The following is a 25,492-nucleotide window of genomic DNA, read 5'->3' as shown; positions in this document are numbered from 1 at the left end:
AAATGTGAGGACGTGGTCGAGATGGGCGGACAACGAAGGTCCGACCTGCATCCGGATGTCGAGGCGATGCTCTCGGCACTGGAATCGTTTCCGGATGTCACCCAGCACACGGCAGCGGAGCTACGCGAGATCATCGCCTCGCGTCGCGCACCGTTGACCCGCGAACCGCAGATGCAGATCGCGCAGGACCGGAAGATCGACGGACCGGGCGGTGACCTGGCCGTTCGCGTCTACGTACCGCACGGCGGCACCGATCCACGGCCGGTCGTGGTCTTCGCCCACGGCGGTGGCTTCGTCTTCTGCGATCTCGATAGTCACGACGAATTCTGCCGGTCGATGGCGGCGGCGGTCGATGTCGTGGTCGTCTCGGTCGATTACCGGCGGGCGCCCGAGCATCCCGGACCGGCGGCACTGGAGGATATGTACGCCGCGGTGTGCTGGACGGCCGGACACGCCGCGGAGTTCGGCGGCGACCCGGCCCGGCTGGTGGTGGCCGGGGACAGCGCCGGCGGCAATCTGGCGGCGACGGTGAGCCTGGCCGCCCGCGACCGCGGCGGCCCGGCGATCGCCGCGCAGGTCCTGCTCTACCCGGTAATCGACGACGATTTCACCACCGAGTCCTACCGGCTCTACGGCGAGAACTACTACAACACCACCAAGGCCATGCGCTGGTACTGGCAGCAGTACGCACCGCACGGAACCGACAGTCCGTATCTCGTCCCGACCCGCGCCGAATCACTGGCCGGACTGCCCCGCGCGATTGTCGCGACCGCCGAACTCGACCCGCCGTGCTCGGCCGGTGACGACTACGCCCGGCGGCTCGCCGAGGCCGGAGTTCCGGTCACCGCACACCGGTTCGATGGCCTGTTCCACGGTTTCCTGACCTTCCCGTCGCTCTCGCTCACCGGCCCGGCCCGCGAAAAACTCTGGCAACTGATGCGGGATGTGCTCGCGACGTCCGAGAACTCGCCGGCCACCGATATGAGCGGAGCGGCCGGATGACGGCCACCGGAGGACGACTACCGGACCGGACGCGAACCCGATGAGCACGGAGAGGACTATGACGCAGCGATTGGCGGGCCGGACAGCCCTGGTGACCGGCAGCAGCCGTGGAATAGGCCGCGCGATCGCGCAGCGGCTGGCGGCGGAGGGCGCGACCGTCGTGGTCACCGCCCGGTCGGCCGCGGCACCGACACCGTCGGTCCGGGACGGCGAGGCCCATCTGCTGTCCGGTTCGCTGAACGAGACCGTGCGGGCGATCGAGAACGCCGGCGGTAAGGCGATCGCGATCCCCGCCGACCTCGAGGACACCGAGCAGCGTGCCGGGTTGATCGGCAAGGTCGTCGAAGCGGCCGGCGGTATCGATATTCTGGTCAACAACGCGGGGTTCGCCGATTACAGCTCGATCGCCGAGATGAGCGATGCGACCTTCGATCGGACCATCGAGCACTATCTGAAGGTCCCGTTCGTGCTCAGCCGCGCCGCGATCCCGCATATGCGCCGGCGTGGTGCGGGCTGGATCGTCAATATCGGGTCCTCGACCGGGCTCGACCCCATCCGGCCGTTCCGGGAGTACAACAAGACCTCCGGCGATGTCGTCTACGCTTCCGCGAAGGCCGGTCTGCACCGGCTGACCCAGGGGCTGGCCGCGGAAGTCCTCGACGACGGTATCGCGGTCAACGCGGTCGGTCCGTCGACGGCCATCATGACGCCGGGCGCGGCGGCACTGCTGCCGGATGGCTACGACACCGAACCGGTCGAATACCTCGTGCAGACGGTGCTGGAGATGTGCACGATGCCGGCGGCCGAGCGCACCGGGCTGGTCGCCTTCAGCCTGCACTACCCGTATGCGACGAACACTCCCGTCATGTCGCTCGACGGACGCACCGAATTGCCGCGGCGTGAGCCACCCGCCTGGGCGAACCCGAACATCAGGCCGGAGGGTATCTGATGACCACCACCGCGAAGGAACGGTTCGGGCGGGGGACCGCCGTCGTCACCGGCGCCGCGGCGGGGATCGGAAAAGGCCTGGCGCAGCGGCTCGGCGAGTACGGAATGTTCGTCGTCGTCGCCGATATCGACACCGGACGCGCTGCGGAGGTCGCGGCGCAAATTGTCGAAAGCGGCGGCCGCGCGGAAGGTTTCGGCGTCGATGTCGCGGACCTCGCGCAAGTCGAGGCGCTGGCGGCGACGGTCTTCGAGCGCTACGGCAGCGTGGAGCTGCTGATCAACAATGCCGGTGTCGAATCGTCCGGCCTGCTGTGGGACATCGACCCGCAGCGATGGCAGCGGGTGATGCAGATCAATGTGGACGGCGTTTTCCACTGCCTGAAATCGTTCGTGCCGCGGATGATCGACGCCGGTACACCGGCCTGTATCGCCAACCTGTCCTCGGTCGGCGGGCTCAACACCGTCGCGGTGCAATCGCCCTATATCGTCAGCAAATTCGCGGTACAGGCGATGACCGAATGCCTGCACCAGGACCTGTCCATCGTCGGCGCGCCGATCCAGGTCAGCGCGGTCGTCCCGCATTCCATCCGCAGCGAGATATTCCTCGCCGCCCAGCGCGCGGCGCCCACGGACAACCCCACCGCGAACGCCGTTTTCGCGGCCATGCAACGCGACAACGTCGAGAAAGGGCTCGATCCGCTCGACGCGGCCGCCCATATGCTCGAACAGATCGCCCGCGGCGATTTCTGGGTCTTCTCCGACGACGAAATGTGCACGGCTGCGGCGACCCGGCGCGGCCGACAGCTCATCGATCAGAACCCGCCCTCGAACCCACGCGATATGCTCGCCCGGATGGGCGTGCCGCTTCCGGAAGGCAGCTCATGACAGACATCATCGACGCCGGTATCGACGCCCCCGTCGATCCGGAAACCTTGCTGCACAACGCGATAGCGGAGGCCGACCCCGCCCCGCTGCTGATGTCGATGGTGCATGCGACCGGCGATATCGGCCTGCTCGAGGAATTCGGCGCCCGGCTGACCATCACCGAACCCGGCAACCATTACCGCACCGGTACCCGACCGGCCACACCGCCCGGCACCTATCCCGAAGACGTAGCGGCCGATATCCGTGCCCGTGCCCGCGAACTCCTCACGCCCGGAGTCGAGCCGAAGCTGGGGGTGCCCGACGAGGAACTGTTCGGCCGGATGGCCACCGTGTGCACCTCGGAACGAGTGGACACCGAGTTCCTTCCGCTGCTGCTGGAACAGGCGGGCTTCGAGAAGGACCGGCGCCATGTGCCGGTGACCACCGCACCGCCCACCGATTTCGAAGTCATCGTGATCGGCGCCGGAATGGTCGGTATCAATGCCGGAATCAAACTGGGCGAAGCCGGCTTCCCGTTCACCATCTTCGAGGAACGCGACGATATCGGCGGGACCTGGCATCGCAACACCTATCCCGGTGCGGCCGTCGATACCCCCAGCCATTACTACTCCTACTCGTTCGAACTCAATCCGAACTGGTCGAAGTACTACCCGACCGGCGTCGAATACCAGAACTATTTGCTCGACGTGGTCGAGAAGTACCGGTTGCGCGAGAACATCCGGTTCGGCACGCGCGTGCGGTCGGCCACCTGGTCGAACGAGGAGAACCGGTGGGAGGTGGTGACCGAGGACCGTACCGGCACGGTGCGCCACCATCGGGCGCGTGCGGTCGTCACCGCACTCGGCATGCTCAACGCCCCGAATATCCCCGACGTACCGGGTATGGACAGGTTCGCCGGCACGATCACCCACACCGCCGAATGGGATACCGATCTCGACCTGCGCGGCAAGCGTGTGGTCGTCCTGGGAACCGGCTGCACCGCGGTGCAGGTGGTGGCCGATATCGTGGACGAGGTCGAATCGCTGGACGTGGTGGTCCGCAGCCCGCACTGGCTCGTCCCGGAGAAAACCGTGGGCGGGGAGGTGCCCGACGGCGAGAAGTGGGCGATGGCCAACCTACCGTTCTACGACCGGTGGTTCCGGTTGCGGACGTACTGGTTCGCCTCGGACAACCTCTACGTACTGCCTCGTATCGACAAAGAGTGGGCGGCCACCCATCGATCGGCCTCGCCGGCCAACGATATGGTGCTGAACACGGCGCTGGAGTATCTGCAGAAGAGCTTCCCGGACCGCCCCGATCTGATCGAGAAACTCACCCCCGACTTCCGGCCGTATTCGAAGCGGATCGTGAAGGACCCCGGATTCTTCGCGGCGCTGAACCGGGAGTATGTGAATCTGCACCGCGCCGCCTTCCGGGAGATCACTCCGGACGGGGTGGTCACGACGGACGGAACGTTCATCCCGGCGGATGTGATCGTGCTCGCCACCGGATTCCGGCTCCAGTTCACCACCGCGATCGATATCACCGGCCGGGACGGCCGTACCCTGGCCGAGCTCTGGAAGGGCGGCGAGGACCCGCGAGCCTATCGGGGCGTGCAGGTATCGGGTTTCCCGAACCTGTTCATCACCGCCGGACCCAACTCGGCTCCGAACCACGGCGCCGGCCACAACATCACCGGCGAGGAACAGGTCCACTACGTCATCGAATGCCTGCAGTACCTGCTGGAGAACGACCACGCCGCTATGGACGTAACCCAGTCGGCGCAGGACGAGTACAACCGGCGAGTCGACGAAGCACTCGACGAGACCGTATGGGTACATCCCGGCGCGGAGACCAACGGGTACTACCGCAACAGCTCCGGCCGGGCCGTGGTGCCCTGTCCGTGGCGCCTGGTCGACTACTGGACCCTGATGCGGGAGCCGCAGCCGGAGGACCTGACATTCATCTCGAACGGTAGCGCTGGAAAATGACCGCCTGGAGGTCGCCGCCTTTGCTCCGGCGACCTTCCTCAGCGAATCATCGAACGCGCAGCATACGAACACATTCGCCCGGGCAGCCGGTCGGCGACGAGCTCATCGACTTTCCGCCGGCCGGCTTCGGCCGTATCGGGCTGACGATCCCTGCCGGCCGCGCGGTGGCTCCTCTCCCCGCGGCTGCGCCGGTGTCACCGAATCGGCTGTTCCGGTCATCGGGAGGCACAGACCCTGCCGATGGGGGAGCCGATACTCTCGCACCGAGAGCATACCGAGCAGGAGGAGTGGTCTCATGACAGGTGAACCCAGTAAAAAGGGGTCGCAGCGATGACCATGCGACCGCTCGCCTGCGAGAGGTGTGGCAACCGAGTGCTGGTGGAAAAGTTCAGCCCCGTCCATACAGCGGTGCAATGGACCTCCGATCCCCGGGAATGCCCGGTGATCGCGGCCCGCAGCCGGGGTATCGGCGACCGGGAACGCGAATGCGAGGTACTGCATCGCAGTATCGATCGCGCGGTGCGTGAGCAGGTACTGCCCGAATCGCGGCTCGAGCTGCCACACGGCGAAGCCATTCCCAGACTGCACTGAACTGTCCTGACCTGCACCGTCGGTAACTTATATGGCCCCGTGCTCCGTCGCGGCGGCATTGCCCGGAAGGTCATGGCCGACCGGGACTCGCTGTGCCGCTCACCGGGAGCATGCGCCGACACAGCCCCACGCCGGTGGCAGGCTCGGTAGCCATGAGCACCCCAGTCGATTCCCGAACTGTTCCCGAATTGCGTGAACTGACCACCGAGCGCGGCGTTCTGCGTTACCGCGAGGCCGGCGACGGCCCGCCCCTGCTGCTGCTGCACGGATCCGGCCCCGGCGTCACCGGCTGGCGCAACTTCGGCGGCAACTTCGCCACCTTCGCCGAGCACTACCGGACCCTGGTACTGGAACTGCCCGGATTCGGTGTCAGTGACGATTTCGGTGCGGTGCACCCGATGATGTCCGCCCAGCAGGCGGTCACCGCATTCCTCGACGGGCTCGGACTCGACCGGGTCCGCATCATCGGCAATTCGATGGGTGGTTTCGTGGCCACCGATTTCGCACTCGCCGCCCCCGGCCGGGTCGAGCGGCTGGTCACCATCGGTGGTATCGGTACCCCGGTGCTCAGCTCGCAGCCGGGGGAAGGAATCATCCGGCTCAGCGAGTTCGTCGACAATCCCACCCGTGAAGCGTTGGTGGCGTGGCTGCGCTCGATGGTGTTCGACCAGTCCCTGGTGACCGAGCAACTGATCGAGGAACGCTGGCAGCAGGCCACCGATCCGGCCACGCTGGAGAATTCGCGCCGTATGTACAGCAGTGCGGCGCTGGCGCGGATGGCCGCGGCCGCCCGCAGTGTGGACACCACACCGAACTGGGCCAAACTGGGCGGGCTCGCGGTACCCACACTCGTCACCTGGGGACGTGACGACCGGGTCAGCCCGGTCGATATGGCGCTGCTCCCGATGCGCACCCTCCGTAACGGAGAGGTGCACATCTTCCCCAACTGCGGCCACTGGGTGATGATCGAGCAGAAGGAAGCCTGGGAGGCTACCGTTCTAGCCTTCCTCCGCCGCTGACGCGGGTTCGCCCTCCGCTGACGACGCCGATTCCGGTGCCGGGTCGATAACCGGCTCCGGAATCGCGCAGAAGCTATGGCAGATACGGTCTTTGACGATTTGATTCGGGCTTTCGGGGTCGAACCACTGGTCTACCAGAGCCCAGTGCACGGGATGGTTCATATAGGGGCCGAGCAGGTCCTCGACATCGGCGAATTCCTGCTCCCAGACATGCGTCCATCGGGAAGTGCCCGCGGCACGTTCGACGCGGCTGAGTTGCCACGCCTGGATGGCCGGTATATGGCGCGGCATTTGCAGGGTCGCGTGTTCGAACCGGGCGATTTCCGCCGGTGTGGCTGCGTCGTCCACGCGTAGAAGCAGGGTGCGGTAGACCGTCGACGGGTTCGCGTCGCTGCGGCGGCCGCTGCGGCCGTCGCCGGCACGGCCGCCGGAATACTCGGCGGAGTCGATATGGTCGATGGCCGGGCATGCCATGGCTTCGTGGACCGCGTCGTGAACGGACAGCCACCCGGATTTCGAGGCGAACCGGAAATGCGCGAGCAGATCGCCGCCGTTGCGCACTCCCGGCAGTGTCCTGGCGACCAGCGGTCGCTGCGCCCCCGCCCCTTCCGCGGCCGCGGTGATGCGTTTGACGGTCATCTCCGTGGTCAGGGTGTCGGCGGGATCCGCGAGGCGTAGCAGACACGTCACCTTATACATCGCACAGTCCTTCCACATCCTCGGCGAGGCTCGCCATGGACCGGGTTCGTTCGACGATCATCGGCGCCATCGATTCCCACCACCGGGCCGGTTCGGGGTCGTGGCGGGCATCGACCGCCGCCGCCCACCAGGCTCCGGGACCGGGCACCGTCCAGGTGGCGGTGACGGTGTTCTGTTCACCGTCGATCCAGGCCGGCGGGCTCACCAGAATCCGATCGAGCGTCAGCCCCCGTTCGCGTGCCCGCGGTGCGTAGCCGCTGAGATAGGCGTCGATGAAGGCGCGTGCGCTACCGGGCGTGAGCACGATCCGATCGATGATGAAGATGGTGCGGTCGTCCATGTCCCGAACCTAAGCGCTACCGTCTGGGCCGGTGCCGGTGTCTCCCGGTGGTCGGGAGTTCTGACCGTGGGATGCCTTGTAGGCTGCACGATCATGGCCGCCGACCCTGATTCCTACCCCAGCCTGCCCACGACCAGTTGGGCCGTACTGGGCATGTTGTCCTTCGGTGAGGAGCTGACCGGCAACGATCTGAAGAAATGGGCGGATTGGAGTATCGGGTTCTTCTACTGGAGCCCGTCGGTGAGCCAGGTGTACGGCGCGCTGGAAAAGCTCGAGGAGCTCGAGTTGGTGCAGTCGCATGTGGTCGCCGATGAGGGAGTGCGCGGCCGGCGGCTCTACCGGATCACCGATCTCGGCCTGCGCGCGTTGCGGAACTGGTCGCGTGATGCCGAGGTCGATATGCCGGTGCTCAAACACGGTGTGATGCTTCGGCTTTGGATGGGTCATCTGCACGACCCCGATCAGTTGAAGACGATCGTGCGCAGGCATATCGAGAACCTGCGAGACCGGGCCCAGCAGGCGCAGGTGCACGCCGACCACTCCGAACCGGAACCCGGCTGGGCCTTCACCCAGATGAGCCTGCGCTGGTCGCAACGGTACTTCGCGGCGGAAATACAACTGGCCGAGCAGCTGCTGGCCGAGATCGATGAGGTGGCCGCCCGGTATCGCGAATCGGCGGTGCGCGACGAGAACGATATGCCGGTGCCGCGGCAGCCGGGTAGATGGCGCACGGTCGGCGAGGGTTCTTCCCACGACTCGTGACGACCGTGCGCCGGTTCACCCCTCGGCGAGGACGCTCGGCGCGGTGGGTAGCGCCCGCAATATGTTGCGGCGCTGAAGCGTCGGAGTGACGCGTACCCCGGCGGACACGCTGCGCCAGATTGCATTGGCGGCGAGTTGGACGGGGCTGGTCATCCGGCTGTCGAAGGTCAGCTTCGTCAAGGGCCCGCAGATCGATACCGCGGTCGTCGCCTCGCCGATCGGCCCGATCGGCGAAGCGATACACCCGAAGCCGTGTACGGCCTCGGTGCGATCGGTGGCGTAGCCGAGCTCGCGGATGCGTGCATGCTCCGGACCGCTGCCGCCGTTGAAGGCCAGGAGCGCCTTGCCGAGCGCTGTGCGCGCGGCCGGCAGCCGGCCACCCACCCGCGTGGGCACATGCGCGGCGAGCCGGCCGCCGATCTTGTCGAGATACACGACGTCGTTGCCGTCGAGGACGGCGAGGTGCACAACCATGCCGGTTGCTCGGTAGAGGTGGTGGAGGTGTTCGGCGGACGCGGCGTGGATTCGGTCTTGGTGCACGGCGAGTGAGCCGAGTTCGACCAGCCGGATGCCGAGACTGTAGCTGCGGCCTTCGCGGCGCAACCAGCGCAACTGGACGAGCCGGTCCAGCATTCGGTGGGCGGAGGATCGGGGCAGGCCGGTGCGAAGGACGATCTCGGACAATCCGAGGCTCTCTTGACCGTTGAAGGCGTCCAGAACAAGCGAGATGCGGTCGAGGATGGCGCTGGGGGTCGCGGCCGTACCGGTGTGCATCTCCTGGGTGGTGATTGTCATGCTGGCTCCCTTGCCTACCTGCGCCATCGCTCTGACATGGCTATTTCTATTAGAAATGGTGCCATAGACCCGGCGGTATGTGAAGCAGCTCACGAAGATGCGAGGTCAGGCGAGCTTCCCGCTCAATGGAAAACCCGGCCGGGGCACCGGCTCGGGCCGCTTACGTTTACCTGCACTTGTCGTCCCGATCGGAATGTGGAGCCCGGACCAGATGGTGAAGAAAATGCCCCCGTTAGTACCTGCTCACGACACGATCGTCGACCTCCTCGTCATCGGGTCGGGCACCGGTATGTCGGCCGCGCTCGCCGCGCACGAACTGGGTTTGTCGGTGGTGATCGCCGAGAAAACGGCCTACGTCGGTGGGTCGACCGCGCGTTCCGGCGGTGCCTTCTGGATACCGGGAAGTTCGATCCTGCCGGAACCGCACGAACCGGGTGTGGCGGAAGCGGCCACGTATTTAGGTGCCGTCGTAGGGGATTCGGCTCCGGCCGAACGCGGCACGGCGTTCCTGGACCACGGTGCCGACACCGTGGCGATGCTGCAGCGGACCACCCCCATGCGATTCTTCTGGGCCGAGGGCTATTCCGATTACCATCCCGAGAAGCCGGGTGGCCGGGCGGCCGGGCGGACCTGCGAATGCCGGCCGTTCGACGCCTCGATTCTGGGCGCGGAGCGGCCCCGGCTGCGGCCGGGTGTGATGGCGGCACCGATGCCGATGCCGGTGACGGGCGCCGACTACAAGTGGATGAACCTCGTCGCGCGCAAGCCACTGAAAGCGGTGCCGCGCATCCTGCGCCGGGCGGCGCTGGGGATCGGCGGCATGCTCATCGGACGGGAATACCTCGCGGGCGGGCAGGCCCTCGCGGCCGGCCTGTTCGCGGGCATCCTGCGTGCGGGGGTCCCGGTGTGGACCGAAACGAGCCTGGTGCGACTGGTACAGGAGGACGGCCGGGTCTCGGGTGCCGTGCTACGCCAGGGCGGGCGAGAGGTGACCGTACGGACCCGCCGCGGTGTCGTGCTGGCGGCCGGCGGTTTCGACCACGATATCGCCGCACGGCACAAGTACCAGTCGCCTTCGCTGATTCCGCACGCAAGCCTCGGTGCCGAGGGGAACACCGGCGATGCCATCGAAGCGGCGCAGGAGCTCGGTGCGGGCACGGTTTCCATGGATCAGGCCTGGTGGTTCCCTGCCTTCGCGCCGCTGCCCGGTGGCGCGCCCGCCGTGATGCTCGCGGAACGTTCGCTTCCGGGGTCGTTCGTCGTCGACCAGTCCGGCCGGCGCTTCATCAACGAAGCCACCGACTACATGACCTACGGCCAGCAGATACTGGCACGCGAACGCGCCGGCGACCCGGTCACGGAGATGTGGCTGGTCTTCGACCAGCGCTACCGCAACAGCTACACCATGGCCGGTGGAATCTTCCCCCGACAGCCGGTCCCGGAGGCCTGGTACGAGGCGGGTATCGCGCATCGCGCCGACGACCCGGCCGCACTGGCACAGGCCATCGGCGTGCCGGTGGAGGCGTTCACCAGCACCTTCGCTCAGTTCAACGGATACGCCGAGACCGGTGAGGACATCGAATTCCAGCGTGGCGCAAGCGCTTACGACCGATACTACGGCGACCCCACGGTGCGCCCGAACCCGAACCTGTCCGCCCTGCGGAAGGCACCGTACTACGCGGTGAGGATGGTCCTCAGCGACCTCGGGACCTGCGGCGGTGTCGTCGCCGACGAGCACGCCCGGGTGCTCCGGGAGGACGGAAGCCTCATCGAGGGTCTGTACGCCGTCGGCAACACGGCGGGCAACGCCTTCGGCGCAACTTATCCCGGCGCCGGCGCCACCATCGGGCAAGGCCTGGTCTACGGCTACATCGCCGCCCGGCATGCCGCGGCAAGTTCTGCTGCGGACACCGGAACAACTACATCCGGCGAGTAGCCGGCCGTCGCAGGACAGCGAAGTGGGCCGGAAGCGTGTTGCTCCGGCCCACTCGCGAACAGTGCGGGGGTCAGCGCGTCACATATGCGAGCCGCCGTCGACCCGGACCTCTGTCCCAGTGATGAAATACGCATCCGGTGAACCCAGCATGGCCACCACTGCGGCCACAGCATCGGGCCCGGCGAAGATGGCTCCGCCATCGAGCGGGAGGGCGGGGGAGGCCTTGGCGAACATCCCGAAGTCCACGTCCTCGGGCAGTCCGGGGCCGAGACTCTGTTTGGCTTCGCCGGTGCCGTCGGTCATCCCGGAGGAGATCGAACCGGGCTGTACGGAGTTGAACCGGATCCCCTGTTTGCTGAATTCCAGGGCCAGCGCATGGGTCATCGCCTGGATACCGCCCTTGGACGCGGCGTAAGCGGACATATAGGGGTGGGCGAAGGCCGCCGATGTCGAACTGAAGTTCACCACCGCCGGTCCCGAGCCGTTACGCAGCGCGGGGATCGATTCCCGGGTTACCAGGAAGGTACCGATGAGGTTGATGCGCAGCACCTGTTCGAAATCGGCGAGCGTGGTCTGTTCGAAATGGGCGGAGCGCAACACACCGGCCGCGTTGACGAGGGTGTCCAGCCCGCCGAGCCGCTGTACCGCTTCGGCGACACCCGCCCGCGCCGACTCCTCGTCGGCAATATCCATGGTCAGGGTGCTCAGTGCGGCGGCTTTCGCCTTCTCTGCGGTGTCGGCCAGCCCGGCCTCGCTGATGTCCGCGGCGACCACCTGCCCGCCTTCTTCCAGTATTCGCAACACGCTGGCCTGGCCGATACCCGACCCGCCCCCGGTGATCAGTACCCGGCGGCCGCTGTACCGCTGGAGAACGCCCATATCGGTTTGCTCCTGTGTTCAGGGGCGGAACTCAGTGGCGGCGCCGCCCGGACTGCCGAGACTGGCATAGCCCGGCCGGCCGCCGGTGAGGTGCTTCCGCTCAGTGGGCGCTGGCGGCCCGGAGCCGGACCCGCGGAGTGTTTCGATGAGCGGACACTCGGGAGCGGAGAAGATCGGGCGTATCGGAGGATCGGAGCATGAGACACGGTATTCCGACAGCCGAGCAGATCCGTGAGATCCCGGCCGCGCTCTCCGCGGCGGTGACCGCGCGCCAGATCGACGACAACGGCCATATGAACGTGCTGCACTACCTGGATCTCAGCTCACAGGCTGCGGACGTGCTGATGCGTGAGCTGGGAGTGGACGAGAGTTACCGGGGAGACCGCCGGCTGGGCGTGTTCACCGCCGAACATCATCTCGTCTACTACAGCGAACTACGCGCGGGCGATCCGTTCACCGTGCACGTGAGGGTTCTGGAACGCAGTGATAAAGCGATACATCTGATGACGTTCCTGGTGGACGGCAAACGTGATGTGTTGTCCAATACGCTCGAGATCATGCTGGTGCACGTCGATCTGGAAGAGCGGCGCGCGAGCCCGGTCCCGGATGATCTTGCGGCGGCGCTCGATCGCAAGATCGCGGCCGGTAATGGGCTGACCTGGCCGGCGCCGGTCTGCGGTTCGCTGCGCATCCGACGCTGAGACGGGCGGAAGCCGCGGGCCGGGGGACACGCGTCGGGCACGCCGGCGGCCGGCGTGCCCGACGATGTGGTCAGGCCGGGGTGCGCTCCACGACCGGCAGATTGCCGGAGGTGGCGGCATCCCGGATCGTCTCCTGCAACTGTGAGCACCCCGCCAGGGACGGCCCCGGCATCGGCGCCGCGCCCAGTTCCCGGCACGTCGCCAACGCCTCGGCGTTCCACTGCACGCTGGTCTGGTGCCAGCTGCTCTTACGAACCAGCAGCTCGGCGGCGCACGCCCGGCACCGCAGTGGCTGCATGGGGGTATCGAGCAGGCGATTGTCGGTACGGGCGGCAGTCATGTCGCCGAACCCGTCGTATCGGCGTGCCGAGCGAGATTCTCCTCGATCTCCCGATTCCATGCCTCCAGCGGGCGGGTGGTGTCGAGCTCGAACTCGAAACGGTCCACCATTTCGGGGCGGATATCGGCGACATCGACGTAGAACTGTTCGTACCAGCGCCGAAGCTGATACACCGGGCCGTCTTCCTCGCACAGCAGCGGGTTGTCGATACGCGCCTTGTTCTTCCAGATCTCGACATCCTGCTCGAAGCCGATCTTCACCCAGTCGCCGAGTGCGACGGCGGCGCGCATCGCCTCCTCGTCGGGCAGGCCCGCGGATTTCTCGACGATGATGCCGTACTGCAGTACGAACGATTCGGAGTCGATCGGGTAGTGGCAGTTGAGCAGTACGGTCCGCTGGTCGCCCTGCTCGTAGTGGTAGGTGAGATCGTCGATCATGAACGAGGGGCCGTAGTAGGAGGCGACCGACGAGGTGCCGAGCATCTTCGGCTGTCCCTCGGGCGCCGGGAAATCCGCCCGCGAACCGCTCTTGAAGTACTGCGTGGCGATCGGCCCTTCGAAAACGTTCTTGAAATACGTCGGCAGCGACCCGTGGATATAGAAGAAATGGGCCATATCGACGACATTGTCGATGATCTCGCGGCAGTTCGTATTCACCACCGTGGTGTACCAATGCCAGTCGGTCCACCCGTCGCTGCCCGCGCCCTCGATGCGCGGAATCGCGACGTCGTCGGTCGGCGGTTTACCCTCCGGATCGTTCCAGACGAACAGCATGCCGTCCTGTTCGAGCGTGGTCCACGCCCGGGTGCGCGCCAGCGGCGGGACACGGCGAGCATAGGGTATCTGCTTACAGCGGCCGTCCCCGCCCCAGCGCCAATCATGGAACGGGCACGCGATCTCGTTGCCTTTGACCTCGCCCTGGCTGAGATCGCCGCCCATGTGCCGGCAGTACGCGTCGAGGACATTGAGGGTGCCGTCCTCGCCGCGGAAGATCACGAGTTTGGTCCCGAAGGCCTGAATCGTATGCGGTTTTCCGGCGGTGAAGTCACGAAGCAGACCCAGACAGTGCCAGCCGCGGGCGAACCGCGTGGGCGCGGCCGCGGCTTCGATCTGCCGAACGTCCTGATCCGGTTGCGTCGTTGTCATATCGGACTCTCCTCGAGCAATGGTGTGAAAGCGGGCTGAGGCGCCGGTGAAACGGCGGCTTCCACTACTCCTCGGTTGTATCAACTGCCGAGGCGGTGAACGGGGTCACATTTCACTGACTGGACACCTCGTTTCGCGTAGGTATCTCGGTGAACGGAATGGTGGCCCACCGCGGGTCCGGATTGCTGCCACCATCGCCGGGTCCGGAAATGAGCAATGCACCGATCATCGCCGTGCGGCGTGCGGGCGGCCACCCGAGCGGCGACCGGGGCTCATCGGTTGTGGTGAGAAAGGGTTACCCCATGAGCTGGGTGGATTCAGCGGTCGAATGGGACGAACGATGCGAGGTACTGGTACTCGGTTCGGGCGGTGGCGGGTTGACCGGGGCCTACACCGCCGGGCGTGAGGGATTGCAGGTGATCGTCGCCGAGGCTACGGACCGGTTCGGTGGCACCACTGCGTATTCCGGTGGCGGGATGTGGTTTCCGGGCAACCCGGTGCTGCGGCGCGCGGGCGACGACGATACGGCCGAGAATGCGCTGGAGTACTTCCGGGCCGTGGTGGGCGACCGGACGCCGGCCGAACTCCAGCGGGCTTTCGTGACCGGTGGCGCACCCCTCGTGGAGTACCTCGAACAGGATCCGGCGCTGCGGTTCCAGGTGCTGCCCTGGCCCGATTACTTCGGCAACGCGCCGTATGCGCGGTCGACGGGCCGGCACATCATTCCGGTCCCGCTGCACGCGGAGGCTCTTGGGGAGCTGGCGGCCGAGGTACGGGCGCCGCTGGCCACCGATCGCCGGTCGGCGCCGGTACCCGAACAGCTGGAAGGCGGCCGCGCCCTGATCGGCCGGCTGCTGCTGGCATTGCGGGCGCTGCCGACCGTCGAGTTGAAACGACGAGCGGCATGCCGGGAGCTGATCCGGCTGGACGGCCGGGTGGTGGGGGCGTCGGTATCGACGCCGCAAGGTCTGCGGCGGATCCGGGCCACTCATGGGGTGCTGGTGGCGGCGGGCGGGTTCGAGCGGAACAGCCGGATGCGCACCACCTTCGGGGTCCCGAACTTCGCCCGCGATTCGATGTCTCCGTCCGGCAATACGGGCGCGGCGATCGAAGCGGCGATGGGTGTGGGAGCCGACGTGGATCTGATGAACGAGGCATGGTGGGCCCCGGGCCTGACCCACCCCGACGGTAGCTCGACCTTCTCGATGTGGTTCACCGGCGGAATCCTCGTCGACAGTGCAGGCCGCCGCTTCACCAACGAATCCGCACCCTACGACCGCGTCGGCCGGGACGTACTCGCCGCTATGGATTCGGGCCGGATCGAATTGCCCTACTGGATGATCTACAGCGGCACACCGGATCTCGCGCCGCCGGTCCTGTTCGCCGGGATACCGCTGGACGATCACGAGGCATACCGTGCGGCCGGGCTGTGGCATCGCGCCGATACTCTCGCGGAACTCGCCGAGCTCATCGGGGTGCCGGCGCAGACGCTGACCGAGACCGTGCAACGTTTCAATGCCGCGGTGGACGCGGGAACGGACCCGGATTTCGACCGCGGCGGCGAACCCTACGACCGGTCGGTACCGGGCTCCCCGAACCCGCTGGTGCGGATCGACGGCGGCCCCTACTGCGCGGCGGCATTCGGTCTGTCGGACCTCGGTACCAAGGGCGGCCTGCGGACCGATACCGCCGCCCGCGTGCTGGACTCCACCGGTGCGGTCATCCCCGGTCTGTACGCCGCGGGGAACTCGATGGCGGCGGTGAGTGGCACCGCCTACCCGGGTGGGGGTAACCCGATCGGGGCCTCGATGGTGTTCGCCCATCTCGCCGCATTGGATATGGCGGCCGCGACCGGGCTGCCGGGGATACCCGCTACCCCGCGCTCCGAACCCTCGCCCGGCGAGTTCAAATCGGCGCTGAGCCGGTTCTGTTCCGGGGTCACCATCGTGACGGCGATCGGGGAGGACGGTCCGGTCGGGTTCAGCTGCCAGTCGTTCACGTCGCTGTCGCTGGAGCCGCCGTATGTGAGTTTCTGCCCTGCGGCGACCTCGACCTCGTGGCCTCGGATCCGGGCTGCCGGCCGGTTCTGTGTGAACATTCTTGCCGCCGACCAGGACGAGGTCTGCCGTGCCTTCGCCCGCAGCGGCACCGACAAGTTCGCCGGTGTCGAGTGGACGCCGGGCGGTAACGGTGCCCCCGCCCTGGCGGGGTCGCTGGTCTCGCTGGAGTGCACCCTCGAGGAGGAGCTGCCCGGTGGGGACCACACGATCGTCATCGCGCGGGTCACCGCGGTCGGGCCGGTTCGGGAAGCCGCCCCGCTGCTGTTCTATCGGTCGTCGTTCCGGGAATTGGCATCGGAACCGGTGGCCGCCGGGGCGTACGGCGCGGATACCTGGCGCTGGGGCTGACCGGTTCGGCGGCGAGCCCGTAACCACAGTTCACCCAGAAGGGTTTGCCGCTGCCGGCGCGGAGGCCGGCAGCGGCAAACCCTTCATCGGGACGGTCGACTCAATCGGTGGCGGGTGCGTAACGGCGGGCGAATTCGTGAACCTGGGCCACCACGTGCTCGAGTTCTTCGGCGGTCATGCCGTGGCTCATTCCCAGCGACATGCCCCGTTCGAACACCTCGTCGGCGTTCGGCAGGCCGCCCTCGGGCACCCGGTATTCGACCCCGCGCATCATCGGATGCCGGGTGACATTGCCGCTCCACACGGTGCGGGTATCGATCCCCGCGGCCTCCAGGTGGCCCTGCAGGTCGGCCCGGGCGAATCCGGCGTCCTCACGGATGGTGACCGGATAGCACAGCCAGGCGGTGTGGAATTCGGGGTGCTGCCGTGGCAGCCGGAACAGCGACGGGTAGGCGCCGAAGGCGCCGTTGAAGGCGTCGAAGATCTCCGCGCGGCGCTGATAGTTCTTGTCGAGCTTGGACAGCTGGACCAGGCCGAAAGCCGCACCGAGTTCCGACGGCTCGAAATTCCAGGGCAGGACATCGAAGATGAAGTCGTTGTCGTAGGCGACGCCGTCGAGATCCTCCCGGAAGACCCGGCCGGTGCGGGCGGCCTGCGATCCGAAGAGGTGAGGTTCGGAGCGCCGGCCCCAGCGGCGCAGCATGAGTCCCTTGTCGCGGAGCTGCTCGTCGTCGACACAGACCATGCCACCGTTACCCGCGCACGTGATGATGTGTGACATCGCGAAACTGGTGACGGTGATATCGGAACGGCTGCCGGTTTTGGTGCCACGCAGGGTGGTACCGATGCAATCGCAGGAGTCCTCGATGACCTTCAGGCCGTGGCGGTCGGCGATATCGCGGATGGCGTCCCAGTCGGGGGCGTTTCCGGCCAGGTTCGGCAGCAGGATGGCCTTGGTCTTATCGGTGATCAGGGCCTCGATGGCGGCGGGGTCGGCGTTGTAGGTATCGGGTTCGACATCCACGAATACGGGGATCCAGCCGCCGCGGACGATGGGGGAGACGTCGGTGGAGAAGGTGAGTGGTGATGTGATCACCTCCGACCCCTTGGGCAGATCCAGCAGTTCGAGCGCGAGGTAGAGCGCCGAGGAACCGGAGTTGCACATCAGTCCGAGTTTCTTGCCGTAGAGGTCGGCGACCCGGGCTTCCATCTCGGCGACGTTCTTGCCGATCTTCAGTGCGTACGGCCCGCCCTGCAATACCTCCAGACAGGCGTTGATCTCGGCGTCGTCGTGGACGCTGCGTGCGTAGATGACCCTGGTCACGATAGATCTCCTTGTAGTGAAATCGGAAAGGGAAACGTCGCCTGGTGTGGCGTCTTGCCGGCTCCGGTTCGCCTGGTGAGCAGGTGATTCGGGCCGGTGCTCTCGCCGGGCCGGGAACGAACCCGCTGCGGCCGGCTTGCTCCGGCGGTCACGCTTTCGCGGTGGGGCTGTGCGTCGGCGAATGTGTCAGCCGTCTGCAAGGTGCTCGCGCAGGGTGTTACCCCGGTACGTCTTTCGCATGAGCCCGCGATCCTGTAGCCGGGGCACGACCTCGTCCACGAACTCGTCGAGGCCGAGCGGCAGGTCGGCGGGAAGCACGATGAATCCGTCGGCGGCCCCGGCCTCGAACCACCGCTGCAGGTCGTCGGCGACCGTATCGGGTGAACCGACGAGCGTACGGTGGCCGATACTGAGCCCCACCCGCTGTGCAAGCTGCCGCACGGTCAGCTTCTCCCGCAGGGCGACTTCGGTGAGCAGGGTAGGCCTGCCCACACTGGCATTGCCGGGCAACGAATCCCGCAGATCCGGAAAGGGTTCGTCGAGGTCGAACTGAGACAGATCGATCCCGCCGAAGGTCTGGTTCAGGAATTTCAGGGTGGTCTGCTCGCTGATCAGCGACCCGAGTTCGATCGCCAGCTCGCGGGCTTGTTCGTCGGTACGGCCGATGATCGGGGTGACGCCCGGCAGCATCTTGACGGCCGAGCGTTCCCGGCCCGCGGCTTCGGCCAGAGTGCGCATACCCTCGGCGAATTCGAGCGAGGACTCGATCGAATGCTGTGTCGCGAACACCAGATCCGCCACACGGGCACCGAGTTTCATCCCGGTCGGCGATGAGCCGGCCTGCGCGAGCGGGATCAGGCCCTGCGGAGAACGGGGGATGGTGAGCGGTCCCGCGACATCGAAGAATTGCCCGTGGTGATCGATACGGTGCAGTTTCGCCCGGTCGGCCCAGATCCCCGCTCCCCGGTCGGCGACGATGGCATCCGGATCCCAGCCCTCCCAGAGCGCCCGGACCACGTCGACGAACTCTTCACCGCGCGCATAGCGGTCCCCGTGGTCGGGCAGCCCGGCCGAGCCGTAGTTCTCGGCGGCGGCCGGGATCGCGGTGGTCACCACATTCCAGCCGGCCCGGCCGTCGCTGAGGTGATCCAGGGTGGCGAACTGCCGTGCGACCGTGAACGGATCGTTGTAGGTGGTCGAACTGGTGCCGATCAACCCGATGCGGTCGGTGACCACCGACAGCGCGGAGAGGATCGGCAGCGGATCGGGACGATCGGTGGCGTCGGTTTCGATCGCGGGCGACAGATTCAGTGCGTCCGCGATGAAGAACGCGTCGAAGCAGCCGCGTTCGGCGGCCCGGGCGAGATGTGCCCAATGGTCGAACGTGTGCATGCGTCCCGGGGCGGTGCGCGGCGACCGCCAGACCGACTGGCCGACGCCGACCCCCTGTGCGAATACCGCCAGGTGCATAAGTCTGCTCATGGGCTCGGTCTCCTTTCTGCGATTGCGGGCTGCCGGTGCGGATCCGGTGCTCGTGTGGGCTCGCGAAATCGGTTCGACGGCCGGGTCCCGGTCAGGGGCCGGTCTCGTTCGGTGCGTCGAGCAGGGCCAGTTCTTCGGCCGTCAGCGTCAGCGTTGCCGCGGCAACGGAATCCAGGACCGATTCGGGCCGTGAGGCACCGGGGATCGGGATGACGGCCGGTGACCGATGCAGCTGCCAGGCCAGCGCGACCTGGTGGATACTCACCCCGCGCGCGCGGGCGACGTCGGCGAAGGGCGACCCGCCGGCACCGAGGTTCTTGGCGTGCCGCATACCGCCGAACGGTCCCCACGACAGGAACGCGAGTCCATGCTTCTCGCATGCGCGGATCTCCTTCTCCGCCGTCCGCACAGCCGGTGAGTATTCGTTCTGCACCGATACCAGCGCATCGCCCAGGATGGATCTGGCCATATCGATCCGTTCGATATCGACGTTGGAGATCCCGACCCGGGCGATGAGGCCTTCGTCGTACAGTGCCCGGAGAGCGGACAGGGACTCCTCGTAGGGCAGCTGGGGGTCGGGCCGATGGTGGTGGTACAGCGGTATCGGCTCGAGTCCGAGTCGCCGGATCGACGCCGTGCAGGCGCGGCGCAGATGTTCGCAGCTGCCGTTCGTCCACCACGTATCGGTTTCGGGGAAACGGAGATGGCCGCCCTTCGTGGCCACGATGATGTCGTCGGCGGCGCCGGGCCAGGAACGCAGTGCGTCCATGAGCGCCAGTTCGTTGATGCCGTCCCCGCCCCCGGCCGGTCCGTAGACGTCCGCGGTGTCGAACAGTCGTACGCCGGCATCCAGGGCAGCGTGGACAGTGCGCCGACCGCGTTCGATATCGTAGCCGGCCACCTGGGTGATCGTCATGGCGCCGAAGCCGATGGCCGGGACCGTAAGGTCGCCGAGTTTCCGGTGTGGCAACGAAATCGCGCTCATTTGCCGACTGTCGTCCAGCCACCGTCGACCGGGAGACAGATGCCGGTCACGAAGGTGGCATCGAGGGCGAGGTGTTCGATCGATCGGGCCATTTCGTCCGGAGCGCACAGGCGGCCCAGCGGTGTCCGGGCTTCCGTGGCGGAGATGTCGTAGCCGTTGTCGATCAGGTCCTGCACCATCGGGGTTCGCGTATGGCCGGGCGCGACGCTGGTCACGCGGATCAGTGGCGCCCATTCCACGGCGAGGTTGGCGGTGAGCTGGCGCACCGCGGCTTTTGCGGTACCGTAATCGGCCTGCCGATGCCAACCGCCGTACGCGGTGGTCGACGAGATCGTGACGACCGATCCATTCTTGCCGTCCGCGAGCAGTGGCCGCGCGAAAGCGGAAGCGACGAGAAACGTCCCGAGGACGTGGACGTCGAAGAGGCGCCGGATACGGTCGGGGTCGAGTTCCAGGGCCGGGACGAAAGCCCCACGAATTCCGTGACTGGTCACCAGTACATCGGGAGCCGGTGATCCGGCGGAGGCCTGCGCGAGTGCCGACTCCACCGCGCTGCGATCGGTCACGTCCACCTGGTAGTAGTCCACTCCCTCGCGAGATTGTGTGGGCGCGCCGAGGTCGAAAACGCTGACTTTCAGATCTCGTTCGAGGAATCGTTCTACGACCGCGGCGCCTATTCCGCTGACCCCACCGGTGACGACGGCGTGGTGTGCGACCACAATGACTCTCCTAAAGGTGAAAACGGTTTCAGCACAAGGTATTCGGACATTACGGAGAAGAATTCGCCGCGCTCGGGTGCCGATCCGGGACTCGGACTCGTTTGCGGCAACAGTTTGCGTTTCGCGTTGGTGAACCGGCTTTCAGGGCCCCGGCGGGAACCCGGTACCGGGCGGCCCCTTCGGCGGTCGCGGGACAGGTCGAACGTATTGCGGGTCGAGAAGCTCGGCAACCGAAGTGTCCACAAGGCGGAACGCCGATTTCGCCAGATTCTGGATCGGGAGCGTGACTTTCGGTGTGGGCGCAGCAGGGGGAAAGTCCGCGAGAACGAGATCGGCCGCCGCGGCGCCTGTCATATGGATGCAGGGCGCCGTGGCGGCCGGTCGGGTGGTTGCCTGGTCCGGCTACCGTGCGGGTACAGCGATCGTGTCGCGGAGATCCTGGCCGCTGGTCTCTTTGATGCGGTGGATGGAGGCGATCGTGACCAGTCCGCAGCACATCGCGAGGATGATCAGCGGGACGCTGGTCGGACCACCGGCCAGCAGCGCGCTCGCGAGCACCGGGGTGAAACCGCCACCGATCAATGCTGCCAGCTGGTAGCCCATGGACGCGCCGGTGTAGCGCACCGACGTACCGAACATCTCCGACAACAGCGCGCCGAGCGGGGCGAACATCGCGGATTGGACCACCTGGCCCAGCATCATGGCCAGGATCAGCAGCGGCACCGAACCGGTATCGACGAGTGCGTACATCGGCCAGGCCAGTACCACGATGGCGACCGCCCCCGTCAGCACCACCGGCCGCCGTCCGACACGATCGGACAGGGCGGAGAACAGCGGAATGGCGACGAGCGCGGTGCTTGCGGTGAACAGGAGACCGGTGACAGCACTGGACCGTTCGTAGCCGGTCGAGGTGGCGTAGCTGATCATGTACGTACTGATCAGTGCGGTGAGCGCGAAGGGGCCGATACCGACGCCGCAGGCCAGCAGCAGGTTGCCCGGCCGGCGCAGGACCGACAGCAACGGGATCTGTGGCTTCTCCTCGGTGTCCTCGGCTGCGCGGAACACCGGACTCTCGGTGACACCGATTCGCGTGTACAGACCCGCCGCCAGCAAAACGATGCTGGCCAGGAATGGGATTCGCCAGCCCCACGACAGCAGGTCTTCCTCGGGCAGCATGGCCACCACGGCCACGACCGCGCTGGAGAGCAACGAGCCGATCGGCGAGCCCATCTGCATGACGCCGTTCCAGAAGCCACGCCTGGACGGTTCGGCGTGCTCGGTAACCATCAGGGTGGCCCCTCCCCATTCGCCGCCGATCGCAATGCCCTGGACGACGCGCAGCAACACCAGCAGCAGGGGTGCGATGATGCCGACAGCCTGGTAGGTAGGTAGTACACCGATGAGGAAACTCGCGACACCCATCATCGCCATGGTCAGTACGAGCATCTTCTTACGACCGATACGGTCGCCGAAATGCCCGAACACGATGCCACCGATCGGCCGGGCGACATAGCCGGCGGCCAGTGTGCCGAAGGCGGCGATCGTACCCAGCGCCGGATTCGAGTCCGGGAAGAACACCTTGTTGAACACCAGCGCGGTCATGGTGCTGTAGAGCAGGAAATCGTAGTACTCGATAGCGGTACCGAGCAGGCTGGATGCCGCGACCCGGCGCAGCTGCGTGGGGTCGGTGGAAACGGATTCCGGACCGGGTGCCGAACTCATGGAAGGTCCTTCCTCGGAAGTGATCAGGGCCTCATCTTGAACGGCGAACTCCGAGACGTCTGCGTTCTTTCCTGGTCAGTGGAATTCGCGTTCGGCCGCGGCAGGTGGGAGCGCATTCCCGGCAACGTTCCGGTGGTTGAGATACTCGCCCGCCGTCCGGCGTGACCGGGCTTATCGTCTTCGGCACAGCGCGGGGCGCATACCAGCTGCCCGGGCGGGGCCGAGGCTGTACGCCCAACATCATTGCCAGCAGATCAGGAAGGACAGACTCATGAGCAACGAGATACTCGAGCGGGTCCGGCCGCTGCTGCCGGCGATCCGGGAGCGTGCCGCCGAAGCCGACCGGCAGCGGCGGGTACCCGCCGAGACCATTCGCGAACTACAGGACGCCGGTGTTTTCAAACTGCTGCAACCCAAACGGTACGGCGGGTACGAATGCAATCCGGCGGACCTGTACGCGGTGGTGCGCGAGGTGGCCGCGGCCTGCCCGTCCACCGGCTGGGTGACCTCTGTCGTCGGGGTCCATCCCTGGCAGATCTCGTTGTTCGACGAAGCGGCCCAGGACGATGTGTGGAAGGAAACGCCGGATGCGCTGGTGTCGTCTTCCTATGCCCCGACCGGCACGCTGACCGAAGTCGAGGGCGGCTATCGGCTGACCGGCCGGTGGAGTTTCTCCAGTGGTAGCGACCACTGCCAGTGGGTACTGCTCGGCACGCTGTGCCCGGGTAAGAACGGCGCGCCGCCGGAGTACCTCACCGCACTCGTACCGCGCGGCGACTACGCGGTCGAGGACGTCTGGAATGTCGTCGGCCTCTCCGGCACCGGAAGCAACGATATCGTCATCCAGGATGCGTTCGTGCCCGCGCATCGCGCCTACAGTTCGCTCGAGCAGAACGAACTGCGAGGTCCGGGTCAGCAGGTCAATACTGCCCCGATGTACAAGTTGCCGTTCGGGATGGTGTTCTCCTACGCGATCACCAATGCCATCATCGGCTGTGCCGAAGGCGCTTACACCGCCCACGTCGAACGGATGAAGGAACGGGTACGCCTTTCCTACGGTGGGCAGAAAGTGTCCGGGGATCCGTTCGCGCATGTCCGGGTCGCCCGGGCCGCCGGGGAGATCGAAGCCGCTGCGCTCACACTGGACCACAACCTCGCCGAACAGACCCGCTACGTCGAAGCCGGTGAGGAGATCCCCGAACGGGTGCGGTTGCGTGCCCGGCGTGACCAGGTATTGGGTACCGAACGCTCGTTGCACGCGATCGAGATGCTGTTCGAGAACTCGGGCGGGCATTCGATCAAGCGGGACAACCCGATCGAACGGCACTGGCGGGACGCACACGCCGGAAGCGTGCACGTGATCAACGATGTCGAGCGCGCGCTGGCGATGTACGGACGCGGGGAGTTCGGCGTGCCGATCGACGAGGGAATGTACTGATGATGGGCTACGACCTCGCCCGACTTCATCACGTCGGGATCGTGGTCGATGACCTCGAGGAATCGGCCGCGGTGCTGCGGAAGCTCTACGGAGTGGACGTCGAACTCTTCGCGGAAGGCCACTACCCCTGCCTGATCGACGGGGTCCGGTACGACACGGTGCAGCGCATGGGCCTGTCCGCGGGACCCCCGTTCGTCGAACTGATTCGCACGGTTCCGGATTCACCGGTTTGGCAGCCGCGTCCCGGCATCCACCATCTGGGTTTCGTGGTCGACGATCTGGTCGCCGCGTCGGCAGACCTGGCCGCGCGCGGTGCCCCGCTGTGGATGTCCGGTGGGCACGACGGGGTATCCCCTGGAAGCGCTGTCTACCACCGGGATCAGCTCGGCCAGGTGATCGAACTGCTGGACCGGGCGACCGCGGAACGTCTCGCCGCTCGGCGGGCGTCCGCGGAGTCGGGCGGTCGGCACCGCGCCGAGTAGCGCATACCGAAAGGCAGATGGGCTCGCCGTTTTCGTCACGACAACGGCGAGTCCTTCTGTTTTCCGCTGACCGGAAAACCTGGGTGAAGAATCGGAGCTCCCGTTCCACACTCGCGGTGTCGGCTCGAACGGAAGGAATCACCGCATGCGGGAAGTCGGAGGAGATCTACTCGGTCTGAGTGCCAAGGTCGTACTCGTCACCGGGGCCGCGCATGGGCAGGGTGCCGCACACGCCCGGCAGTTGTCGGCGCTCGGCGCGGCGGTGGTGCTCGCCGACCTCGATGCGGCGGCACTTGCGCGGACCGCGGCGGACCTGACCGGGCCCCGTCTGGCGGTCGAGTTGGATGTCCGGGACGCCGGGGCATGGCGCGCGGCCGTGGACGCGGCGGTGAGCCGGTTCGGACGGGTCGATGTGCTGGTGAACAATGCCGGCGTGCTGCGCAAGGCGCCGCTCTCGGAGCTGTCGGAGGCCGACCTGCGATTCGTCCTGGATGTCGATCTGATCGGTGCGGTCCTGGGTATGCAGGCCGTGCTACCCGCGATGGGGGCCGGTGGTTCGATCATCAATATCGCTTCCACGGCGGCGCTGTCCGGCTACGGGGACGCGCCGGCCTATGCCGCGGCGAAATGGGGATTGCGGGGCGTGACGCGGTCGGTGGCGAAAGAGCTGGGCAGCCGCGGGATTCGGGTGAACACCATCTGTCCCGGTGCGATCGACACGGCCATGGTGCCGGAGGAGACCCGCAGCGGCCGGGGCGCAGTGGAGCGGTTGCCGATCCCCCGGGTCGGGCGCCCCGAGGAGGTCTCCGCGCTGGTTGCCTATCTGGCCGGTGATGCCAGCGGTTACTGCACGGGGCAGGACTTCGTGATCGACGGTGGACAGACCGCGTAGTCCGGTTCTGTCTCCGCTGTGGTTGTGA

General features: G+C 66.7%; 24 protein-coding genes. 13 read left to right on the top strand and 11 right to left on the bottom strand.

Annotated features, from left to right (window positions below; all coding sequences use genetic code 11):
- Positions 1 to 21 precede the first annotated feature (21 nt).
- The 6 genes from ACQEVO_RS14285 (at position 22) to ACQEVO_RS14260 (ending at position 6,415) form a co-directional block, all read left to right on the top strand.
- A complete protein-coding gene (locus ACQEVO_RS14285; RefSeq protein WP_432913149.1) occupies positions 22 to 1,002 on the top strand; it encodes an alpha/beta hydrolase in 981 nt (326 codons plus the stop codon).
- A 58-nt stretch (positions 1,003 to 1,060) separates the two neighbouring features.
- Positions 1,061 to 1,951: an SDR family NAD(P)-dependent oxidoreductase gene (locus ACQEVO_RS14280; protein WP_432913147.1), complete on the top strand. Its 891-nt coding sequence runs from the start codon at positions 1,061 to 1,063 to the stop codon at positions 1,949 to 1,951.
- A complete protein-coding gene (locus ACQEVO_RS14275; protein WP_432913145.1) occupies positions 1,951 to 2,835 on the top strand; it encodes an SDR family NAD(P)-dependent oxidoreductase in 885 nt (294 codons plus the stop codon). Before ACQEVO_RS14280 ends, ACQEVO_RS14275 begins: the two co-directional genes overlap by 1 nt.
- On the top strand, positions 2,832 to 4,805 hold the full coding sequence (locus ACQEVO_RS14270) for a flavin-containing monooxygenase (protein WP_432913143.1): 1,974 nt from the start codon (positions 2,832 to 2,834) through the stop codon (positions 4,803 to 4,805). Before ACQEVO_RS14275 ends, ACQEVO_RS14270 begins: the two co-directional genes overlap by 4 nt.
- Before the next feature lie 330 nt (positions 4,806 to 5,135).
- Positions 5,136 to 5,396 carry a hypothetical protein gene (locus tag ACQEVO_RS14265; protein ID WP_280400390.1) on the top strand — a complete coding sequence of 87 codons (261 nt, stop codon included), beginning with the start codon at positions 5,136 to 5,138 and terminating at the stop codon, positions 5,394 to 5,396.
- A 152-nt stretch (positions 5,397 to 5,548) separates the two neighbouring features.
- Positions 5,549 to 6,415 carry an alpha/beta fold hydrolase gene (locus tag ACQEVO_RS14260; RefSeq protein ID WP_432913141.1) on the top strand — a complete coding sequence of 289 codons (867 nt, stop codon included), beginning with the start codon at positions 5,549 to 5,551 and terminating at the stop codon, positions 6,413 to 6,415.
- Here ACQEVO_RS14260 and ACQEVO_RS14255 read toward each other — a convergent pair.
- Together ACQEVO_RS14255 and ACQEVO_RS14250 are read right to left on the bottom strand one after the other, a co-directional pair.
- Positions 6,395 to 7,114: a Dabb family protein gene (locus ACQEVO_RS14255; RefSeq protein ID WP_432913139.1), complete on the bottom strand. Its 720-nt coding sequence runs from the start codon at positions 7,112 to 7,114 to the stop codon at positions 6,395 to 6,397. The two genes, ACQEVO_RS14260 and ACQEVO_RS14255, sit on opposite strands and share 21 nt — an antisense overlap.
- Positions 7,107 to 7,454, bottom strand: a complete 348-nt coding sequence (locus tag ACQEVO_RS14250; protein WP_432913138.1) for a hypothetical protein — start codon at positions 7,452 to 7,454, stop codon at positions 7,107 to 7,109. The genes ACQEVO_RS14255 and ACQEVO_RS14250 overlap by 8 nt, the downstream gene beginning before the upstream one ends.
- Positions 7,455 to 7,547: 93 nt before the next feature.
- Here ACQEVO_RS14250 and ACQEVO_RS14245 point away from each other — a divergent pair, with 93 nt between their 5' ends.
- Positions 7,548 to 8,216, top strand: coding sequence for a helix-turn-helix transcriptional regulator (locus ACQEVO_RS14245; protein WP_432913136.1), 669 nt, complete (start codon positions 7,548 to 7,550; stop codon positions 8,214 to 8,216).
- Between the two features lie 15 nt (positions 8,217 to 8,231).
- Here ACQEVO_RS14245 and ACQEVO_RS14240 read toward each other — a convergent pair whose 3' ends face one another.
- Entirely contained in the window at positions 8,232 to 9,011 is a 780-nt protein-coding gene (locus tag ACQEVO_RS14240; protein WP_432913134.1) for an IclR family transcriptional regulator, read from the bottom strand.
- Positions 9,012 to 9,222: 211 nt separating this feature from the next.
- Between ACQEVO_RS14240 and ACQEVO_RS14235 the strand changes: the two genes are divergently transcribed.
- The gene (locus ACQEVO_RS14235; RefSeq protein WP_280400384.1) at positions 9,223 to 10,947 is read left to right on the top strand and encodes a 3-ketosteroid-delta-1-dehydrogenase; all 1,725 of its coding nucleotides are present in this window, start codon (positions 9,223 to 9,225) and stop codon (positions 10,945 to 10,947) included.
- Positions 10,948 to 11,025: 78 nt separating this feature from the next.
- On the opposite strand, the gene ACQEVO_RS14230 is transcribed toward ACQEVO_RS14235, so the two are convergent.
- Positions 11,026 to 11,826: an SDR family NAD(P)-dependent oxidoreductase gene (locus ACQEVO_RS14230; protein WP_280400383.1), complete on the bottom strand. Its 801-nt coding sequence runs from the start codon at positions 11,824 to 11,826 to the stop codon at positions 11,026 to 11,028.
- A gap of 197 nt (positions 11,827 to 12,023) precedes the next feature.
- On the opposite strand from ACQEVO_RS14230, the gene ACQEVO_RS14225 reads away from it, so the two are divergent.
- Positions 12,024 to 12,527 carry a thioesterase family protein gene (locus ACQEVO_RS14225; protein WP_280400382.1) on the top strand — a complete coding sequence of 168 codons (504 nt, stop codon included), beginning with the start codon at positions 12,024 to 12,026 and terminating at the stop codon, positions 12,525 to 12,527.
- Between the two features lie 70 nt (positions 12,528 to 12,597).
- On the opposite strand, the gene ACQEVO_RS14220 is transcribed toward ACQEVO_RS14225, so the two are convergent.
- Positions 12,598 to 12,867 carry a ferredoxin gene (locus tag ACQEVO_RS14220; protein WP_432913131.1) on the bottom strand — a complete coding sequence of 90 codons (270 nt, stop codon included), beginning with the start codon at positions 12,865 to 12,867 and terminating at the stop codon, positions 12,598 to 12,600.
- On the bottom strand, positions 12,864 to 14,012 hold the full coding sequence (locus ACQEVO_RS14215) for a Rieske 2Fe-2S domain-containing protein (protein WP_280400380.1): 1,149 nt from the start codon (positions 14,010 to 14,012) through the stop codon (positions 12,864 to 12,866). The genes ACQEVO_RS14220 and ACQEVO_RS14215 overlap by 4 nt, the downstream gene beginning before the upstream one ends.
- Positions 14,013 to 14,314: 302 nt before the next feature.
- On the opposite strand from ACQEVO_RS14215, the gene ACQEVO_RS14210 reads away from it, so the two are divergent.
- The gene (locus ACQEVO_RS14210) at positions 14,315 to 16,420 is read left to right on the top strand and encodes an FAD-binding protein (RefSeq protein WP_432913128.1); all 2,106 of its coding nucleotides are present in this window, start codon (positions 14,315 to 14,317) and stop codon (positions 16,418 to 16,420) included.
- Positions 16,421 to 16,520: 100 nt separating this feature from the next.
- Here the strand turns inward: ACQEVO_RS14210 and ACQEVO_RS14205 are convergent, their stop codons facing one another.
- The 5 genes from ACQEVO_RS14205 to ACQEVO_RS14185 form a co-directional block, all read right to left on the bottom strand.
- Entirely contained in the window at positions 16,521 to 17,744 is a 1,224-nt protein-coding gene (locus ACQEVO_RS14205) for a DegT/DnrJ/EryC1/StrS family aminotransferase (RefSeq protein ID WP_432913126.1), read from the bottom strand.
- A gap of 186 nt (positions 17,745 to 17,930) precedes the next feature.
- A complete protein-coding gene (locus ACQEVO_RS14200) occupies positions 17,931 to 19,226 on the bottom strand; it encodes an LLM class flavin-dependent oxidoreductase (RefSeq protein ID WP_432913124.1) in 1,296 nt (431 codons plus the stop codon).
- A gap of 91 nt (positions 19,227 to 19,317) precedes the next feature.
- A complete protein-coding gene (locus ACQEVO_RS14195; protein WP_432913122.1) occupies positions 19,318 to 20,211 on the bottom strand; it encodes an aldo/keto reductase in 894 nt (297 codons plus the stop codon).
- Entirely contained in the window at positions 20,208 to 20,930 is a 723-nt protein-coding gene (locus ACQEVO_RS14190) for an SDR family NAD(P)-dependent oxidoreductase (RefSeq protein ID WP_432913120.1), read from the bottom strand. The genes ACQEVO_RS14195 and ACQEVO_RS14190 overlap by 4 nt, the downstream gene beginning before the upstream one ends.
- Before the next feature lie 402 nt (positions 20,931 to 21,332).
- Positions 21,333 to 22,652 carry an MFS transporter gene (locus ACQEVO_RS14185; protein ID WP_432913118.1) on the bottom strand — a complete coding sequence of 440 codons (1,320 nt, stop codon included), beginning with the start codon at positions 22,650 to 22,652 and terminating at the stop codon, positions 21,333 to 21,335.
- 271 nt (positions 22,653 to 22,923) lie between these two features.
- Here ACQEVO_RS14185 and hsaA point away from each other — a divergent pair, with 271 nt between their 5' ends.
- The 3 genes from hsaA to ACQEVO_RS14170 all read left to right on the top strand — a co-directional run bounded on the left by hsaA (position 22,924) and on the right by ACQEVO_RS14170 (position 25,464).
- Complete coding sequence (hsaA, locus tag ACQEVO_RS14180) at positions 22,924 to 24,090, top strand: 3-hydroxy-9,10-secoandrosta-1,3,5(10)-triene-9,17-dione monooxygenase oxygenase subunit (RefSeq protein ID WP_432913116.1); 1,167 nt, start codon at positions 22,924 to 22,926, stop codon at positions 24,088 to 24,090.
- The gene (locus tag ACQEVO_RS14175; protein ID WP_432913114.1) at positions 24,090 to 24,572 is read left to right on the top strand and encodes a VOC family protein; all 483 of its coding nucleotides are present in this window, start codon (positions 24,090 to 24,092) and stop codon (positions 24,570 to 24,572) included. Before hsaA ends, ACQEVO_RS14175 begins: the two co-directional genes overlap by 1 nt.
- A 145-nt stretch (positions 24,573 to 24,717) precedes the next feature.
- The gene (locus tag ACQEVO_RS14170) at positions 24,718 to 25,464 is read left to right on the top strand and encodes an SDR family NAD(P)-dependent oxidoreductase (RefSeq protein ID WP_432913112.1); all 747 of its coding nucleotides are present in this window, start codon (positions 24,718 to 24,720) and stop codon (positions 25,462 to 25,464) included.
- Positions 25,465 to 25,492: the final 28 nt, after the last annotated feature.

It is taken from the genome of Nocardia sp. CA-290969 (assembly GCF_050936135.1).
Lineage (GTDB): Bacteria > Actinomycetota > Actinomycetes > Mycobacteriales > Mycobacteriaceae > Nocardia.
This window is presented reverse-complemented; position numbering and strand designations above follow the sequence as displayed.

What these genes read in the sequence shown, in the direction of transcription:
- ACQEVO_RS14235 (WP_280400384.1), top strand. Translation starts at nt 9,223, where the DNA reads ATGGTGAAGAAAATGCCCCCGTTAGTACCTGCTCACGACACGATCGTC.
- ACQEVO_RS14170 (WP_432913112.1), top strand. Translation starts at nt 24,718, where the DNA reads ATGCGGGAAGTCGGAGGAGATCTACTCGGTCTGAGTGCCAAGGTCGTA.
- ACQEVO_RS14210 (WP_432913128.1), top strand. Translation starts at nt 14,315, where the DNA reads ATGAGCTGGGTGGATTCAGCGGTCGAATGGGACGAACGATGCGAGGTA.
- ACQEVO_RS14250 (WP_432913138.1), bottom strand. Translation starts at nt 7,454, where the DNA reads ATGGACGACCGCACCATCTTCATCATCGATCGGATCGTGCTCACGCCC.
- ACQEVO_RS14220 (WP_432913131.1), bottom strand. Translation starts at nt 12,867, where the DNA reads ATGACTGCCGCCCGTACCGACAATCGCCTGCTCGATACCCCCATGCAG.
- ACQEVO_RS14240 (WP_432913134.1), bottom strand. Translation starts at nt 9,011, where the DNA reads ATGACAATCACCACCCAGGAGATGCACACCGGTACGGCCGCGACCCCC.
- ACQEVO_RS14200 (WP_432913124.1), bottom strand. Translation starts at nt 19,226, where the DNA reads ATGAGCAGACTTATGCACCTGGCGGTATTCGCACAGGGGGTCGGCGTC.
- ACQEVO_RS14265 (WP_280400390.1), top strand. Translation starts at nt 5,136, where the DNA reads ATGACCATGCGACCGCTCGCCTGCGAGAGGTGTGGCAACCGAGTGCTG.
- ACQEVO_RS14260 (WP_432913141.1), top strand. Translation starts at nt 5,549, where the DNA reads ATGAGCACCCCAGTCGATTCCCGAACTGTTCCCGAATTGCGTGAACTG.
- ACQEVO_RS14230 (WP_280400383.1), bottom strand. Translation starts at nt 11,826, where the DNA reads ATGGGCGTTCTCCAGCGGTACAGCGGCCGCCGGGTACTGATCACCGGG.
- ACQEVO_RS14270 (WP_432913143.1), top strand. Translation starts at nt 2,832, where the DNA reads ATGACAGACATCATCGACGCCGGTATCGACGCCCCCGTCGATCCGGAA.
- ACQEVO_RS14185 (WP_432913118.1), bottom strand. Translation starts at nt 22,652, where the DNA reads ATGAGTTCGGCACCCGGTCCGGAATCCGTTTCCACCGACCCCACGCAG.
- ACQEVO_RS14285 (WP_432913149.1), top strand. Translation starts at nt 22, where the DNA reads ATGGGCGGACAACGAAGGTCCGACCTGCATCCGGATGTCGAGGCGATG.
- ACQEVO_RS14195 (WP_432913122.1), bottom strand. Translation starts at nt 20,211, where the DNA reads ATGAGCGCGATTTCGTTGCCACACCGGAAACTCGGCGACCTTACGGTC.
- ACQEVO_RS14255 (WP_432913139.1), bottom strand. Translation starts at nt 7,114, where the DNA reads ATGTATAAGGTGACGTGTCTGCTACGCCTCGCGGATCCCGCCGACACC.
- ACQEVO_RS14245 (WP_432913136.1), top strand. Translation starts at nt 7,548, where the DNA reads ATGGCCGCCGACCCTGATTCCTACCCCAGCCTGCCCACGACCAGTTGG.
- ACQEVO_RS14175 (WP_432913114.1), top strand. Translation starts at nt 24,090, where the DNA reads ATGATGGGCTACGACCTCGCCCGACTTCATCACGTCGGGATCGTGGTC.
- ACQEVO_RS14215 (WP_280400380.1), bottom strand. Translation starts at nt 14,012, where the DNA reads ATGACAACGACGCAACCGGATCAGGACGTTCGGCAGATCGAAGCCGCG.
- hsaA (WP_432913116.1), top strand. Translation starts at nt 22,924, where the DNA reads ATGAGCAACGAGATACTCGAGCGGGTCCGGCCGCTGCTGCCGGCGATC.
- ACQEVO_RS14280 (WP_432913147.1), top strand. Translation starts at nt 1,061, where the DNA reads ATGACGCAGCGATTGGCGGGCCGGACAGCCCTGGTGACCGGCAGCAGC.
- ACQEVO_RS14225 (WP_280400382.1), top strand. Translation starts at nt 12,024, where the DNA reads ATGAGACACGGTATTCCGACAGCCGAGCAGATCCGTGAGATCCCGGCC.
- ACQEVO_RS14275 (WP_432913145.1), top strand. Translation starts at nt 1,951, where the DNA reads ATGACCACCACCGCGAAGGAACGGTTCGGGCGGGGGACCGCCGTCGTC.